14 protein-coding genes are annotated in these 13,433 nt (G+C 72.4%); 1 reads left to right on the top strand and 13 read right to left on the bottom strand.

Features of this window, described 5'->3' with window-relative positions; translation table 11 throughout:
- Positions 1-90: 90 nt before the first annotated feature.
- The 5 genes from ACTMTJ_RS05985 to ACTMTJ_RS05965 form a co-directional block, all read right to left on the bottom strand.
- Positions 91-1,704, bottom strand: coding sequence for an AAA family ATPase (locus tag ACTMTJ_RS05985; RefSeq protein WP_441215065.1), 1,614 nt, complete (start codon positions 1,702-1,704; stop codon positions 91-93).
- A gap of 223 nt (positions 1,705-1,927) precedes the next feature.
- A complete protein-coding gene (locus ACTMTJ_RS05980) occupies positions 1,928-2,944 on the bottom strand; it encodes a hypothetical protein (RefSeq protein WP_441215064.1) in 1,017 nt (338 codons plus the stop codon).
- Between the two features lie 44 nt (positions 2,945-2,988).
- Complete coding sequence (locus ACTMTJ_RS05975) at positions 2,989-3,915, bottom strand: RluA family pseudouridine synthase (protein ID WP_441215063.1); 927 nt, start codon at positions 3,913-3,915, stop codon at positions 2,989-2,991.
- On the bottom strand, positions 3,912-4,490 hold the full coding sequence (gene lspA / locus ACTMTJ_RS05970) for a signal peptidase II (protein WP_441215410.1): 579 nt from the start codon (positions 4,488-4,490) through the stop codon (positions 3,912-3,914). Before lspA ends, ACTMTJ_RS05975 begins: the two co-directional genes overlap by 4 nt.
- Positions 4,463-4,882, bottom strand: coding sequence for a TraR/DksA family transcriptional regulator (locus ACTMTJ_RS05965; protein WP_441215409.1), 420 nt, complete (start codon positions 4,880-4,882; stop codon positions 4,463-4,465). The genes lspA and ACTMTJ_RS05965 overlap by 28 nt, the downstream gene beginning before the upstream one ends.
- Before the next feature lie 553 nt (positions 4,883-5,435).
- On the opposite strand from ACTMTJ_RS05965, the gene ACTMTJ_RS05960 reads away from it, so the two are divergent.
- Entirely contained in the window at positions 5,436-6,065 is a 630-nt protein-coding gene (locus ACTMTJ_RS05960) for a hypothetical protein (RefSeq protein ID WP_441215061.1), read from the top strand.
- 84 nt (positions 6,066-6,149) lie between these two features.
- On the opposite strand, the gene ACTMTJ_RS05955 is transcribed toward ACTMTJ_RS05960, so the two are convergent.
- The 8 genes from ACTMTJ_RS05955 to ftsZ all read right to left on the bottom strand — a co-directional run bounded on the left by ACTMTJ_RS05955 (position 6,150) and on the right by ftsZ (position 13,290).
- Positions 6,150-7,655: a potassium/proton antiporter gene (locus ACTMTJ_RS05955; RefSeq protein ID WP_441215060.1), complete on the bottom strand. Its 1,506-nt coding sequence runs from the start codon at positions 7,653-7,655 to the stop codon at positions 6,150-6,152.
- On the bottom strand, positions 7,655-7,954 hold the full coding sequence (locus ACTMTJ_RS05950; protein ID WP_441215059.1) for a DUF167 domain-containing protein: 300 nt from the start codon (positions 7,952-7,954) through the stop codon (positions 7,655-7,657). Before ACTMTJ_RS05950 ends, ACTMTJ_RS05955 begins: the two co-directional genes overlap by 1 nt.
- Before the next feature lie 532 nt (positions 7,955-8,486).
- Positions 8,487-9,227, bottom strand: a complete 741-nt coding sequence (locus ACTMTJ_RS05945; protein ID WP_441215058.1) for a hypothetical protein — start codon at positions 9,225-9,227, stop codon at positions 8,487-8,489.
- A 46-nt stretch (positions 9,228-9,273) separates the two neighbouring features.
- The gene (locus ACTMTJ_RS05940) at positions 9,274-10,071 is read right to left on the bottom strand and encodes a DivIVA domain-containing protein (protein WP_308711800.1); all 798 of its coding nucleotides are present in this window, start codon (positions 10,069-10,071) and stop codon (positions 9,274-9,276) included.
- Between the two features lie 50 nt (positions 10,072-10,121).
- On the bottom strand, positions 10,122-10,418 hold the full coding sequence (locus tag ACTMTJ_RS05935; RefSeq protein ID WP_441215057.1) for a YggT family protein: 297 nt from the start codon (positions 10,416-10,418) through the stop codon (positions 10,122-10,124).
- Between the two features lie 27 nt (positions 10,419-10,445).
- Positions 10,446-11,168, bottom strand: a complete 723-nt coding sequence (locus ACTMTJ_RS05930; RefSeq protein ID WP_441215056.1) for a cell division protein SepF — start codon at positions 11,166-11,168, stop codon at positions 10,446-10,448.
- 129 nt (positions 11,169-11,297) lie between these two features.
- Positions 11,298-12,017 (bottom strand): YggS family pyridoxal phosphate-dependent enzyme, encoded by a 720-nt coding sequence (locus ACTMTJ_RS05925; protein ID WP_441215408.1) that lies wholly within the window; start codon positions 12,015-12,017, stop codon positions 11,298-11,300.
- 163 nt (positions 12,018-12,180) lie between these two features.
- Complete coding sequence (ftsZ, locus tag ACTMTJ_RS05920) at positions 12,181-13,290, bottom strand: cell division protein FtsZ (RefSeq protein ID WP_441215055.1); 1,110 nt, start codon at positions 13,288-13,290, stop codon at positions 12,181-12,183.
- Positions 13,291-13,433: the final 143 nt, after the last annotated feature.

Below are 13,433 nucleotides of genomic sequence, written 5' to 3'. Positions count from 1 at the left end.
GGCGAGCCTAGCCCGCGGGTACGACGGCAGACACGGCTGACACGGCACCGAAGCGTGCCATCTGGATCACGCCACCGGAGACTTGCGGAGCTAACGGACGAACGGCTCCAGCATCACCGAGGCCGCCTTGAGCCAGGCCGACCGGGTGTCCGGCTGGAGCTGGTTGTACTCGATCGAGGAGCCGGTCTCCAGCGCCGGGTCGTACGGCACGACGGCCACCGCCCGGGTACGCGTGGAGAAGTGCCGGGCCAGGTCTTCCAGCAGCGGCGAGTGGCCGGGCGTCGGGCAGGAGAGCAGCGTCACCGCGTTGGCCGCCAGCTCGCCCATGCCCACCTCGTCGAGCAGGTCGAGCATCCAGTCGGCGGTGAACGCGGCGTCCTCGCGCGGCACCGTGGTGATGACCAGCTGGTCGGCGGCCTGTAGCACGGTCTGCCAGTTGGCGCTCTCCACGTTGTTGCCGGTGTCGACGCAGATCACGTCGTGGGTGCGGCGGAGCAGCTCCAGCACCCGGCGCACCGTGTACTGGTCGAGGCGCTGCGCGAACCGCGGGCTCTCCTCACCGGCCAGCACGTCGTACGAGCCGTCGGAGGCGTGCCGCAGGTAGTCGTCGAGCTCCTCCTTGAGCTCCAACCCGTGGCGGGCCTCGACGTCGGCCAGGTCGGCGATCAGATGCCGGATCGTGCGGGCGTGCCGCGCGCTGCCGGCCCGCAGGCCGAGGGTGCCGCGCAGCTCGTTGTCGTCCCAGGCGAGCACGCCGCGCCCGCGCACGCTGCCCACGGTCGCGGCGGCGAGCACCGTCGCGGTGGTCTTGTGCACGCCGCCCTTGGGGTTGGCGAACGCGAGCACCTTGGGCATGCCGAGGTCGCGCCGGAGCACACTGACCGCCCGCTCCACCTCCGCGTCGGGGCGGGACTGCCGGAACTCCACCTGTGGCACGTAGCCGTTGTCCGGCGGCGGTGCCGGCGGGGGCGGCGGGGGCGGCGGTGGCGCGGACCGGGGCGGCGCCGGTGGCTGCCACCCGCCCTCGAGCTCGGCCCACCGGCTGTATCCACCGGGCGACGACACCGGCCGGGGCGCCGGATCACGCTGGACCGGCTCACGCGGCATGGGCTCGCGCGGGGCCGGCTCGCGCACGACCGCCGGGCCGGGCCGCGCCGCCATGCGCGGGTCGGGACCCGGGTAGCCCGGCTCGGCCGGGTAGCGCGGCGGCTCGGGCCGGCGCCCGCCGCCGTCGCCGTAGCGACCCTCGGGGTAACGCTGGTCGGCGTAGCGCGCGTCCGGCGGGTAGCCGTCCTCGGGATAGTCGACCGGGCTCCCGTACGCCACCGGGCTGCCGTATCCGCCCGGCGGGGCGTAGCCGCCGCGGCCGCGGCCGTTGGTGCCGTTGGCCGCGCCGTTCGCCCCCCGGGGGCGCGGCGGCGGACCCTCGAACCCGCGGCCGCCGTCGTAGCCACGGCCGTCGCCACCGCGCTGGTCGTCCCACCGGTCGTCGTATCCGCCGTCGAGCGGGCGGGGCGGTGGCAGGTCGAAGGCGGGTCCGTCGTCGTCGCGGCCGTCCAGCGGGCTCGGCGCCCGGCGCCCGCGCGGATCGAAATCTACGTCCGTCTGTTCACCATTTCGGCCGCCTCGGGCACGGTCGAGCAGCGCCCGCCAACGCGGCGCTGGTTCCGCAGGCCGGCCCCAGCCGGTCTCGGTGCCCTCCACGGCTCGGCCCTCCCAGCGCCATATCGGTCCCGCCCTGACAGGCTACGAACAAATCCTCGTTGAGACCACACCATCTGCCCAACGAGCGAAGCACACACAGTGCGTCACTTCCGGTTCCTTCCTGGCCACCCGGTCCAGACACGAACCCCGCCGGCCAATAGTTCAACGCGCCGTCTGTGATCCGGGATGCTGCCGCACGGAGTGACCGCTACCGCACGTGAGGTCACTGCGGGGCCGCGGGCGAGGTCGCCGGCTCGGTCGGTGGCGGCGGCGACGCGGGCGGTGTGGTCTCCGCCGGCTCCGCGGTCGTCGGGGCGGGCGAGGCCGGCGCCTCGCTGGTCACGGCCGGCTCGGGCGGTGCGGCGCTGTCGCTCGGCTCCGGGACGGCAGCGAACGTGGCCGGCGCGGTCGGGTCGGGTGTCGGCAGCGCGGTGTCGGCCGGCGGCCGGACGACGTCGTCCTGCTCGGGCAGCGGCGGCAGGAACACGGCCCGGTCGAGGCGGCGCACCTCGGGAGCCGGGTCGACCGCGCGCACCTCGGAACGGGTGGAGATCTGCTCCAGAGCGGACGGTGTGGCACGAATCACCGCCGCGTACACGCACGAGCACTTCGACCGGTACGCGGTCGCCTCGGCGATCGCCACCGCCGCGCCGCTGTCGTACACCTGGCGCAGCTGCCGCTCCCGCTCGCCGTCGCCGGTCAGCTTGCTGCTCAGCATCCGGTACTCGGCGGCCTCGGTCTCCTTGCGCTCGGCGATCTCGGCCATGCCGGCGACCACGTCGGTGGGGATCCGCACCGCGGGAATGTGGACGATCTGCGTCTGGGTCTGCGCCAGCGGCACCCGGCCAAAGACCTGTGCGACCGAGGCGTCCGCCAGCACCGGGGTGAGCCGGTCCGGCGCCAGGTACTCCGTGAGGGTGACCAGCGCGTACGTGTCTCCCGTGGACGGTGGCGTGGCGACGAGCTGGGCGAGCTCCTTGCGGCTCGACGCGACGTATCCGGGGATCGACTGGCCGTCGCCCACGCCGACCCGCACGACGTCACCGACCGTCGGATCGCCGCCGGGCGCGCCCCGGTCGGCCGCCCACACGGCGGTCAGCAGCACGGCTGTCGACGAGAGCAGCGCGGCGCTGGTCAGCACCCGCATCCGCAGGCGCCCCTGCGCCAGCCGCGACATCGCCTTTGCCAGCGGCGGCAGCAACCGGCTGTCCAACCGGCGCAGCAAGTCGCCAGTGCGCACGGCGTAGCTCTCCCTCGAATGTCTTCGGCCCTCGACCCGTGTGGTCAGGCGGCGTCACGGAGCGTGTCCAGCGCGTGCGCCAGGTCATCAGGGTAGTCGCTGACGAAGCGAACTTCTTCCCCCGTACGGGGGTGGAGGAAGCTGAGCGCACGGGCGTGCAGCCATTGCCTGGTCAGACCCAATCGGGCAGCGAGCGTCGGATCCGCGCCGTACGTCAGGTCACCGACGCACGGGTGCCGCATGGCCGAGAAGTGGACCCGGATCTGGTGCGTACGGCCGGTTTCCAGCCGCACATCGACGAGGCTTGCGGCCGGAAACGCTTCCAACGTGTCATAGTGCGTGATGCTCGGCTTACCGCCCGACATCACCGCCCACTTGTAGTCGTGGGTGGGGTGGCGGTCGATCGGCGCGTCGATGGTGCCGCGCAGCGGGTCGAGGTGCCCCTGCACCAGCGCGTGGTATCGCTTTTCGACCTCGCGCTCCTTGAAGGCCCGCTTCAGCACCGTGTACGCGTGCTCACTCTTGGCCACCACCATCACGCCGGTCGTGCCGACGTCGAGGCGGTGCACAACGCCCTGCCGCTCGGCCGCGCCGCTGGTGGAGATGCGGTGGCCGATCGCGGCGAGGCCGCCGATCACGGTCGGACCCGTCCACCCTGGACTCGGGTGCGCGGCCACGCCGACCGGCTTGTCCACGACGACGATGTCGTCGTCCGCGTAGATCACCCGCAGCCCCGGCACGGCCTGCGGCACCACCTCGACGGCGGCCGGCGGCGCGGGCAGCGTGACCTCCAGCCACGAGCCGGCGGTGACCTTGTCGGCCTTGGGCCGCGGCACCCCGTCGACGAGCGCGTTGCCCGCCTCCACCAGCGCGGCCGCGGCGCTGCGCGACAGCCCGAAGAGGCGGGACACGGCCTGGTCCAGGCGCAGGCCGTCGAGCCCGTCCGGGACGGGTACGGAACGGGTGGTCATTTGCCCTTTACCCTCGTGCCGTCGCGCTGGCGGCCGGTGAACTCGAGTGCGATGGCCAGGACCACGCCGCAGACCAGCGACGAGTCGGCCGCGTTGAAGATCGGCCACACCTGGCCGTGCGGGTCGAAGAGGCTCACCATGTCGACCACGTGCCCCTGGAACGGGCTCGGCGCGCGGAAGACCCGGTCGGCCGCGTTACCCAGCGCGCCGCCGAGCACAAGGCCCAGCGCGACGCCCCACGGCACCGAACGCAGGCGCAGCGCCATCCACACGATCCACGCGATCACACCGCAGGTGATCAGCGGAAACACGAACGTGTAGTCGCTGCCGAGGCTGAACGCCGCCCCGCTGTTGCGGGTCAGGCTGAGGTAGACGGCACCGCCCAGCAGGCGGACCGGTTCGCTGTCTTCCAAATAGGAGAGTGCGAGCTGCTTGGTGCTCTGGTCGACGAGCACCGAGACGGCGGCGGTGGCGAGCAGGATCCACACCGCCCGCCGTCGTGCCGGCGGTGCCGGACGCTCGCCAACCGCTTCTTCCGTCTCCGCGCTCAGCGCCGCTCCTCCAACTGTTTGCACGTCACGCACAGCGTCGCCGACGGGAAGGCGGCGAGCCGCTCCACCGGGATCGGGTTGCCGCACCGCTCGCACCAGCCGTAATTGCCCTCGTCGAGCCGCTCCAGCGCACGCTCCACCTGACTGATCCGGTCGAGAATGCCGTTTGCGAGGGAAATCTCCTGCTCCCGCTCGAACGTCTTCGTGCCCGTGTCGGCCTGGTCGTCGCCGGCCGAGTCGGTGAGCCGCTCGCGCTGAAGCTCGGTGATCTCGCTCAGCGTCTGATCGTACTCGGCTTGCAGTTCGTCCCGGCGCCCTGCCAGGGCGGCCCGGATCTTCTCGGTCTCCGCGGCGCTGCGGGTCCCCTTCGCCGGCTTGCGGCTGGTGGCGGTCTTGGTGTCAGCTGGCTTCGCCATCGTCGCTCCCTTGGCCGCGGTGTCCGCGGCGATAGGCGGGGCCTGGGTGGCCGCGGTCGGTGTCGTGGTGCTCGCAGCACTGCCGGCCGGGTGGGCCGGAGCCACGGCCTCCGCCGGCGCCGGGGTGGGCGCCGGTGTCTGTGGTGGTGCGCCCGCGCCGGTCACCGTGGTCGGTGGGGTCGCGGTCGCGGCGGGGGTTTCCGGGGGTACGGCTCGCGCCGCCCCCTTCCGCGCGGCGGACTTCTTGGTGGTGGTCGCCGTGGCGGCGGCCTTCTTCGCGGCTCCGGCGGCCTTCGCGGCTGCTGGCGCTCCGACCGCTTCGGCGCGCTTCGCGGCTTGCGTCGCCTTGGCGGTGCCAGTGGTCTTCGTGGCTTTAGCCGGCTTTGTCTCTTCAATCAGCTTCGGGGGCGCGGACTTCGCCGTCTTCCTGGGCGCGGCCTTGGTCGGGGTGGCCTTCTTTCCCGCCACCTTCTTGGTAGTGCGCGTCGCGACCTTGGCCGGAGTCGCGATCTTGCCAGTGGTCTTGGCCGGCGCCGCGACCTTGCCGGCGCCCTTGGCCGGGGCCTTCTTCACCGCCGCCTTCGCGGAGCCAGCCGCCTTCGCGGGAGGCACGGCCTTCGCGGGAGGAGCGGCCTTCGCGGAGCCGGCCGCCTTCACAGGACCAGCCGCCTTCGCGGGACGGGCGGCCTTCGCGGAGCCAGCCGCGGCCTTCGCGGGCGCCGCAGCCTTCGCGGGCGCCGCAGCCTTCGCGGAACCAGCCGCGGCCTTCGCGGGCGCCGCGGCCTTCGCCGGGGTGCTCGACCGCCCGCTCGCGGCCGGCTTCGCGGGTGCCTTCTTCGCCGCCGTCTTGCTGGTGGAGGTGCCGGCGCGCGCCGGACCGGACGATGCCTTGCGGGCGCTCGTGGCCTTCTTCGCCGGGGTGCCGCCGCCGTTTCTGGCCGCCGCCGCCCCGGTGCGGGCCGGTCCCGCGGCCGCCTTCTTCGCGGCCGGTGCCTTGGTCGCGGGCACGTTCGCGGTACGCTGCGCCGCGGCCCGAGTGCCTCCGGTGCGTGTGCTCGCACCGCCCTTCGATGCCGCCTTGCGTGCGGCTTTCGCCCGCTCGGCCATCGCGTTCCCCCACTTGCAAAACGGGCGCGCGGCGGACGCCGCGCACTCCGGTGGCTGGCAAGAATACGGAACGTGAAGACGTCCGACAACATGCCGCACCGCTCGTACCCAATTCAGAGGCTGCTAAACCCACAAACCGGGCAAAGGACACTCTAGTCGATCAATCGTCGCGATCGTCGCCGTACTCGTGAAACCACTTCGCCAACCTGCCCCGGCGGCTCACCGCGCGCAGGCGCCGTTCGGCCGCGTCGCGTACCTGGGCGGTGGCCACGATCAACAGGCTGTCGCCGACCTTGAGCCGGGTGTCCGGGCCGGGCACGAAGCCGACCCCGTCGCGCAGCACCAGCGTGACCGACGCGCCGACCGGCAGGCGCAGCTCGTCGAGGTGCACCCCGGCCAGCCGCGAGCCTGCCGGCACCTCCATCTGGAGCAGGTCGGCGCGCATGTGTTCGAGCGGGGCACTGTCCACATGGATCTCGGCGGCCTCACCCGGCGCGGTGACCCGGAGCACGCGGGCGACCGGCGCGAGCGTGCCGCCCTGCACCAGCGTGTAGATCACGACCAGCACGAACACCACGTCGAAGAGCTGGGTGGCACCCTCGACCCCGGCGGAGAGCGGCACGGTCGCGAGCACGATCGGCACCGCGCCGCGCAGCCCGGCCCACGACAGGAACGCCTGGTCGCGCACCCCCACCCGAAACGGCATCGCGGACAGCGCCACCGACAGCGGCCGGGCGAGCAGCACCAGCGCCAGGCCGGTCACGATCGCAGGCACCAGCGCGTCGCCCAGCCGCCCCGGCGAGACGAGCAGCCCGAGGAGCACGAAGAGCCCGATCTGCGCCAGCCACGCCAGCCCGTCGGCGAACCCCAGGATCGCCTGCCGGTGTGGCAGCCGGGCGTTGCCGAGCACCACGCCGGCGACGTACACCGCGAGGAATCCGGAGGCGTGCGCGACGGCGCCGGCGGCGTAGGCGAGCACGGTGAGCCCCACGGCGGCGATGGGGTAGAGGCCGGCCGACGGGAGCGCGGCCCGGCGGAGTGTCCACCGCCCGCCGATCCCGACCAGGTAGCCGATCGCCGCGCCGGTCGCCAGCTCGTAGGCGACGACCAGCACCTCGTACCACCAGGGGTGGCCGCCGCCGATCGGGTTCGTGGACAGGAGGACGACGAGGAGGACGGCGGGCGCGTCGTTCATGCCGGACTCGGCCTCGAGCGTCGCCACCAACCGGGGTGGCAGGCGCAGACGGCGGAGGGTGGCGAAGACCGCCGCCGCGTCGGTCGAGGAGAGCACCGCCCCGTAGAGGAGGGCGAGCCGCCAGTCGAGGTCGAGCACGAGGTAGACCGCGACCCCCACGATGGCCGAGCTGGCCAGCACCCCCAGCGTGGCGAGCGTGGCCGAGACGCCGAGCACCGGCCGGAGCATGCCCCACCGCGCGGTCAGCCCACCCTCCGCGATGATCACGATGAGCGCGCAGAAGCCGAGCGTGCGGGTGAGCTCCGCGTTTTCGAACTCGATGCCCAGCCCCGACTCCCCCAGCGCGACACCGATCGCCAGGTAGACAAGGAGGCTGGGCAGACCGACGCGGGTGGAGAGGCGCACCGCGCCGACGGCCACGAGCACGACGACCGCGCCCACGAGCAGGGCGACGTCCAGCCGGTCCGTCACTAGGGGGTCTCGCGGAGTGCGTCGAGCCGGCCGGCCAGGTCGGCCACCCCGGTCACCTCGAAGAGCTTGTCACGGCTGGCCGCACCCGACCGCAGCGTGACCTGCGCCGGTCGCACCCCGAGCGCCTCGGCCAGCGCCCGCCGGGCCGCCTCGGTGGCCCGCCCGTCGACCGGCGGCGCGTGCACCGCGATGACCACCGCCGGCCCGAACGGCCCATCGTGCCGCCCGCCCACGCGCGCCCGAGCGGCGCCGGGCTTTACCCGGACCGGCACAGCGATGGCGTCAGGCCGCGTGACCATGCCTCATTCTGCCGGCACGACGGTCGACGCGGGATCGGATAGTGCTTTAGATCCGCCCTTTTATATATGCCCGCGTCCGCGTCAGCTGGAGACCGCACGCTCCCGCGGGCCGGCGGGTCCGCGGTGCAAGCCCCAAGACCCTGGGGCCTCCGGCCCCAGACCCCGGGCCGCCGCAGAGATGGGGAAGAGCAAGCGGGGCGGTGATCTCCTCGGCAGGCGCTCCCGCACCCGTCGCCGCGATCGCCGGGGGCCGCACTTGGAGTGCCTACGGTGCGCGCGGGGGTGGCGAAAGCCGTCCGTGGCGAATTTGTGCCCCCATAGGGGCCATTTTTCGCCACGGACGGCCTCGGGCTGGGCTTGGCGCGCGGAGCTGGCAGCGGAGGGCGGGGGTTTCGGCGAGCTCTGGCGAGCCGCCGGCCGCAGCGGTCTCCGGCGGGAGCGGCGGTCCGCAGGTGACGCGGACCCGGGCAAATCTGCTCTTGAGGTCTGGAGGCGTCTGCCCCTGAGGTCTGGACGCGTCTGCCCCGACGGTCTAGACGCGGCGGGCGTCGGCGAGCAACGCGCTGTCGGGCTCGCAGCGGCCACAGGGGCTGAAGCCGAGCTCGACCGCTTCGCCGACCGGGAGTGGCTCGCTCTCGCGGCCGAGCAGGTGGACGCAGCCGGCCAGGTGGTAGCGCGGGCGGCCGTCGATCACCAGGACGTCGGCTGTCATGCGGGCGATGCGGGCGGCGTCGGCGGGCGAGACGTACTGCGCGGCGGGCTCGTCCGGCGGGTCGTCCTCGTCGAGGATGTCGGCCGTGGTCTCGTCGGCGTCGGCGATGTCGGCCGGGCGCTGCGGCGGCGCGTAGTCAGCCGGCGGGTAGTCGAGCGGCTGGCGCGTGTCGAGCGGCTGGTGGGCCTGGTACTCGACGTCGGGCTCGGCCACCGCGACCGGCGACTCGAAGAGCATGGTGCTGTCGGACTGGCGGGCCGGTGGCGCGAAGACCGGGCCGGAGCGGCGGGCGAGCGGCTCGGTCGGGCGGGCGGCGGTCAGTGCCCGGCGCTCCCATTCGGCTTCCTCGGCCTCGTCGCCGGCACGCTCGCGCTCGTCGTCGTCGGCGTAGCCGGCGTCCGCACGGGCGGCGGCGGCCTGGCGGGCACCGACGACCAATGCGACGGCGGCCAGCAGGCTCGCCGCGATGGAGCTGATCAGCAGCGCGCTCGACCCGTTGGCCAGGCCGAGCACGAGCAGCGTGACGGCGACGAGGATGAGCAGCAGACTTCCGACGATCACAGCTCACCCCCGCCGCATGAAACGGCTTTTCTCTCGTATTGGTGGTTTACCGGCTCTCGAGCGCGCCCGCACGGCCACCGCCGTAGGAGCCAGCCGTGGCCAGGCCACCGGAACCACCGACGGCCCGGTTGCCATCCGCCCGGCTCATCTCCGCCTCGAGACCCTGCCCACGACCGTCCAGGTCGCGCAGCTGGCTCTCCAGGTAGGCCTTGAGCCGAGTGCGGTACTCGCGCTCGAACTGCTTGAGCTCCTCGATGTGCTTTTGGAGCGCGGTGCGCTTGGCGTCGAGCCCGCCCATCGCCTCCTGGTGCCGCTGCCGGGCGTCCCGCTCCAGGGCGTCGGCCTTGGCCCGCGCCTCGCGCGTGACCTCCTCCGCCTTGGAACGCGCGTCGGAGAGCAGCTTGTCGGCCTCGCGCCGGGCGTCCGCCACGTGGTCGTCGGCGGTGCGCTGGGCCATCATCAGGACCCGAAGGGCCTGCTGCTCGCCGTCGCCACCCACCACCGGACCGCCCTGCGAGCGGACCTGCTCGAGCTCGGCCTGCATGGCCCGGGCCGCCTGCTCGGCGGCCGCCTTGTCCCGCTGGACGCGGTCAAGCTGGGCCTTCATGTCGTTGAGCTCGGCGGCCAGCCGCGGGTCGGCACCCGGGCCGGCTGGAGCGCCGCCACGACCGCCGCCACCGCGCTCTACCTGGGCACGGAGCTCGTTGTTCTCTTCGATCAGACGAGCGAGTTCGCGCTCAACCTCGTCAAGGAAGGCGTCGACCTCCTCCTCGTCGTACCCCCGCTTGCCGATCGGAGGCTTCTTGAAGGCGACGTTGTGAACGTCGGCCGGGGTGAGCGGCATCGAAACTCCTCGGGTCAGTTGAGGCCGCGTAGCGGCTGGTCACCAGCTGTTCAGCTAGTGATCAACCGCCCTACCACGTACATCAGCACGAACAGAATAACCAGCAACACAAGGGAGGCTAGGTCGAAGCTGACAGTACCAATTCGCAGTGGTGGGATCACACGCCTCAACGCCCGCAAGGGGGGATCGGTGACGGTCCACACGGACTCCAGTGCCGCCGAGGCCCCCCGGCTGGGCTGCCAGCGGCGGCCGTACTGGAGCACCGCCCCTAGGACAAACCGGGCAAGAAGGGTCAAGAAAAAGCCGTAAAGCACCAGGTAGACGACTTGTAGGGTGATCGACAGCACGGCAGGCAAGGTCCCTCGGTCGGGTTATCAGCTCAGGGTGAAGAACCCGCCCTCGGCGATCTTGGCCTTGTCCTCCGCGGTGACCTGGACGTTGGCCGGAGAGAGCAGGAACACCCGGTTGGTCACGCGCTCGATCGTACCGCGCAGTCCGAACGCCAAACCGGCGGCGAAATCGACCAGTCGGCGGGCGTCCGCCTCGTCCATCTCGGTGAGATTAATGATCACAGGTACGCCGTCGCGGAAGTGCTCGCCGATGGTCCGCGCCTCCCGGTAGGTGGTCGGGTGGAGCGTGGTGATCTGGTAGCGCTGGTCTTCGTCGGCCACCACGGCCCGCTCGCGGAGCTGCACCTGGGGCGCGAGCGCCAGGTTTTCCCGAGTCGGATACGCGACCGGCTCCGGCGCGCTCGGCCGGGTGATCGAGCGGACACTCGCCCGCTCGCCGTCCAGCCGCTCGAGGTCCCCCCGGGACTCGCGCTCGCTCCGCGACGGTGACCGCTCGACCGGCACCCGCTCACCCAACCGTGACCGCGTACGCGGCGGCGGCTGCTCGTCGATCTCCTCGTCCTCGTCGGCGAACTCCTCCGCGTACCGGCTCGTGCGGCTCTCCCAGCCGTCCCGCGGTTCGCGATCACGGTAGCCGCCGCTTTCGCGGTAGCGGCTCTTGCTCTCGTAGCCGTCGTCGTATGAACGGTCGTCGTCCTCTTCCTCGACGAGACCGAGCCAAACCCCCGCCTTGCGCAGAGCGCTCATGCGCTCACCTCCCTCCGCCGGGCGGCACGCGCCCCCTGGCGTGCCACGTCGCGTATCCCGCACACCGGCCTGAGGCCCCTCTGAGGAACCACGAATAACAATGGTGTAGTTCGGTGCCCGGCCGCCAGGCTACCGCAGCTTGGGACGGGTTCCGAGCACCGCGCTGCCGATCCTTACGTGTGTCGCGCCGTGCGCGATCGCCGGCTCGAGATCGGCGCTCATGCCGGCCGAGACGGCGGTGGCCTCCGGGTGGGCCGCCCGCAGCCGCGCGGACACCTCGCCCAGCCGCTCGAACGCCGCCTCGGCCGCCCAGTGCAGGGGCGCGACCGCCATGACGCCGGCCAGCCGCAGCCGCGAAGCCTCGGCGATGGTCACCGCCACCCGGTCGAAGTCGCGATCCGGGTCCACAGTGGAACCGACCACCGCGCCACCCCGGGCAGGGTCGCCGTCGATGCTCACCTGCACCAGCACGTCGAGCGGACGCTCGCGGTGGCGCTCGGCCGCCCCGCCGAGCGCGCGGGCCAGCCGCACGCCGTCGACCGAGTGCACCACGTCGGCGTACTCCACGACCGAGCGGCACTTGTTGCGCTGGAGCTGGCCGACGAAGTGCCACCGCACCTGGGCACCCAGGGCCTGCGCGGCGGCCGCCTTGGGCGCAGCCTCCTGGTCGCGGTTTTCCCCCACGTCGGTGACGCCCAGATGGGCGAGCACCTGGACGTCGCTGGCCGGGTAGGTCTTGGTGACCACCACCAGCGTCACCTCGGCGGGGTCACGACGGGCGGCCGCGCAGGCGGCGGCGATGCGTTCACGTACGGCCGAGAGCCCGGCCGCGATCTCCTCTTCGCGCACCGTGCCTCCTGGTTCGCTCGCTCGTGCGGCGCCGAAGGCGACGTCTTCCTCCGCCACCCCGAAACCCCGACTCCGTCGGCGGTCGCCTGCGGCTTGGGGAGGTGGGCGGGTCCGTCCAGATCCCCCGCCGCGCCAACTCACTCGCTCACGCTCACAGAGTGGATCAGGAACCGTTCTTGAGGAAGTCGGGCACGTCGACGTCGTCGAAGAGCACGCGGCGGGCGGGCGGCGGCGGGGCCGGCGAGACCGGCGGAGCGCTGGTGGGCAGCGGGGTCTCCACCCGGGGCACGACCTTGCGCGGCGCCTCGGCCGGCTTGTACGCCGGTGTGCCACCGTCGAAGCCGGCCGCGATCACGGTCACCCGCACCTCGTCGCCGAGCGCGTCGTCGATGACCGCGCCGAAGATGATGTTGGCGTCGGGGTGGGCCGCGTCGGTCACCAGCTGGGCCGCGTCGTTGATCTCGAACAGACCGAGGTCGGAGCCACCCGCGATGGAGAGCAGCACGCCGCGCGCGCCGTCCATGCTCTGCTCCAGCAGCGGGCTGGAGATCGCCTTCTCGGCCGCCTCCACCGCGCGGCTGTCGCCGCGGGCGCTGCCGATGCCCATCAGCGCGCTGCCCGCGCCGCTCATCACGCTCTTGACGTCGGCGAAGTCGAGGTTGATCAGGCCGGGCGTGGTGATCAGGTCGGTGATGCCCTGTACACCGGAGAGCAGCACCTGGTCGGCCTGCCGGAACGCGTCCATCATGGAGATCCCGCGGTCGCCGAGCGCCAGCAGCCGGTCGTTGGGGATCACGATGAGGGTGTCGCACTGGTTGCGCAGCTCGTCGATGCCGGACTCGGCCTGCACCTGGCGCCGCTTGCCCTCGAACGAGAACGGCCGGGTCACCACGCCGATGGTCAGCGCGCCCAGCTTGCGGGCGATCTGCGCCACGACCGGCGCGCCGCCGGTGCCGGTGCCACCGCCCTCGCCGCAGGTCACGAACACCATGTCGGCGCCCTTGAGTACCTCTTCGATCTCGTCGCGGTGGTCTTCGGCGGCGTTCTTGCCGACATCGGGGTTGGCGCCCGCGCCGAGACCCCGGGTCAGCTCGCGGCCGACGTCGAGCTTGACGTCGGCGTCGCTCATCAACAGCGCCTGTGCGTCGGTGTTGATCGCGATGAACTCGACGCCCTTCAGGCCCACCTCGATCATGCGGTTGACCGCGTTGACGCCGCCACCGCCGATGCCGACGACCTTGATGACCGCTAGATAGTTGTGCGGTGGTGTCATCAGGTGGCCTTCCCTCCCAGGTTTGGTGCCAGGGTCCGATGAGCGAAGGCGTAACCCTCACCCTCTACTAGAGGCTTAGAGTTATGTCAACTACTGATCCTCTCCGGCAACGTATGCGGAGCTAGGGCGCGATCCAAGGACCG

This window comes from Phytohabitans sp. LJ34 (genome assembly GCF_052068095.1).
Classification (GTDB): domain Bacteria; phylum Actinomycetota; class Actinomycetes; order Mycobacteriales; family Micromonosporaceae; genus Phytohabitans.
This window is presented reverse-complemented; position numbering and strand designations above follow the sequence as displayed.

Coding starts and splice junctions, on each gene's coding strand:
- ACTMTJ_RS05975 (WP_441215063.1), bottom strand. CDS start 3,915: ATGACCACCCGTTCCGTACCCGTCCCGGACGGGCTCGACGGCCTGCGC.
- ACTMTJ_RS05965 (WP_441215409.1), bottom strand. CDS start 4,882: ATGGCGAAGCCAGCTGACACCAAGACCGCCACCAGCCGCAAGCCGGCG.
- ACTMTJ_RS05950 (WP_441215059.1), bottom strand. CDS start 7,954: ATGGTCACGCGGCCTGACGCCATCGCTGTGCCGGTCCGGGTAAAGCCC.
- ACTMTJ_RS05940 (WP_308711800.1), bottom strand. CDS start 10,071: ATGCCGCTCACCCCGGCCGACGTTCACAACGTCGCCTTCAAGAAGCCT.
- ACTMTJ_RS05930 (WP_441215056.1), bottom strand. CDS start 11,168: ATGAGCGCTCTGCGCAAGGCGGGGGTTTGGCTCGGTCTCGTCGAGGAA.
- ftsZ (WP_441215055.1), bottom strand. CDS start 13,290: ATGACACCACCGCACAACTATCTAGCGGTCATCAAGGTCGTCGGCATC.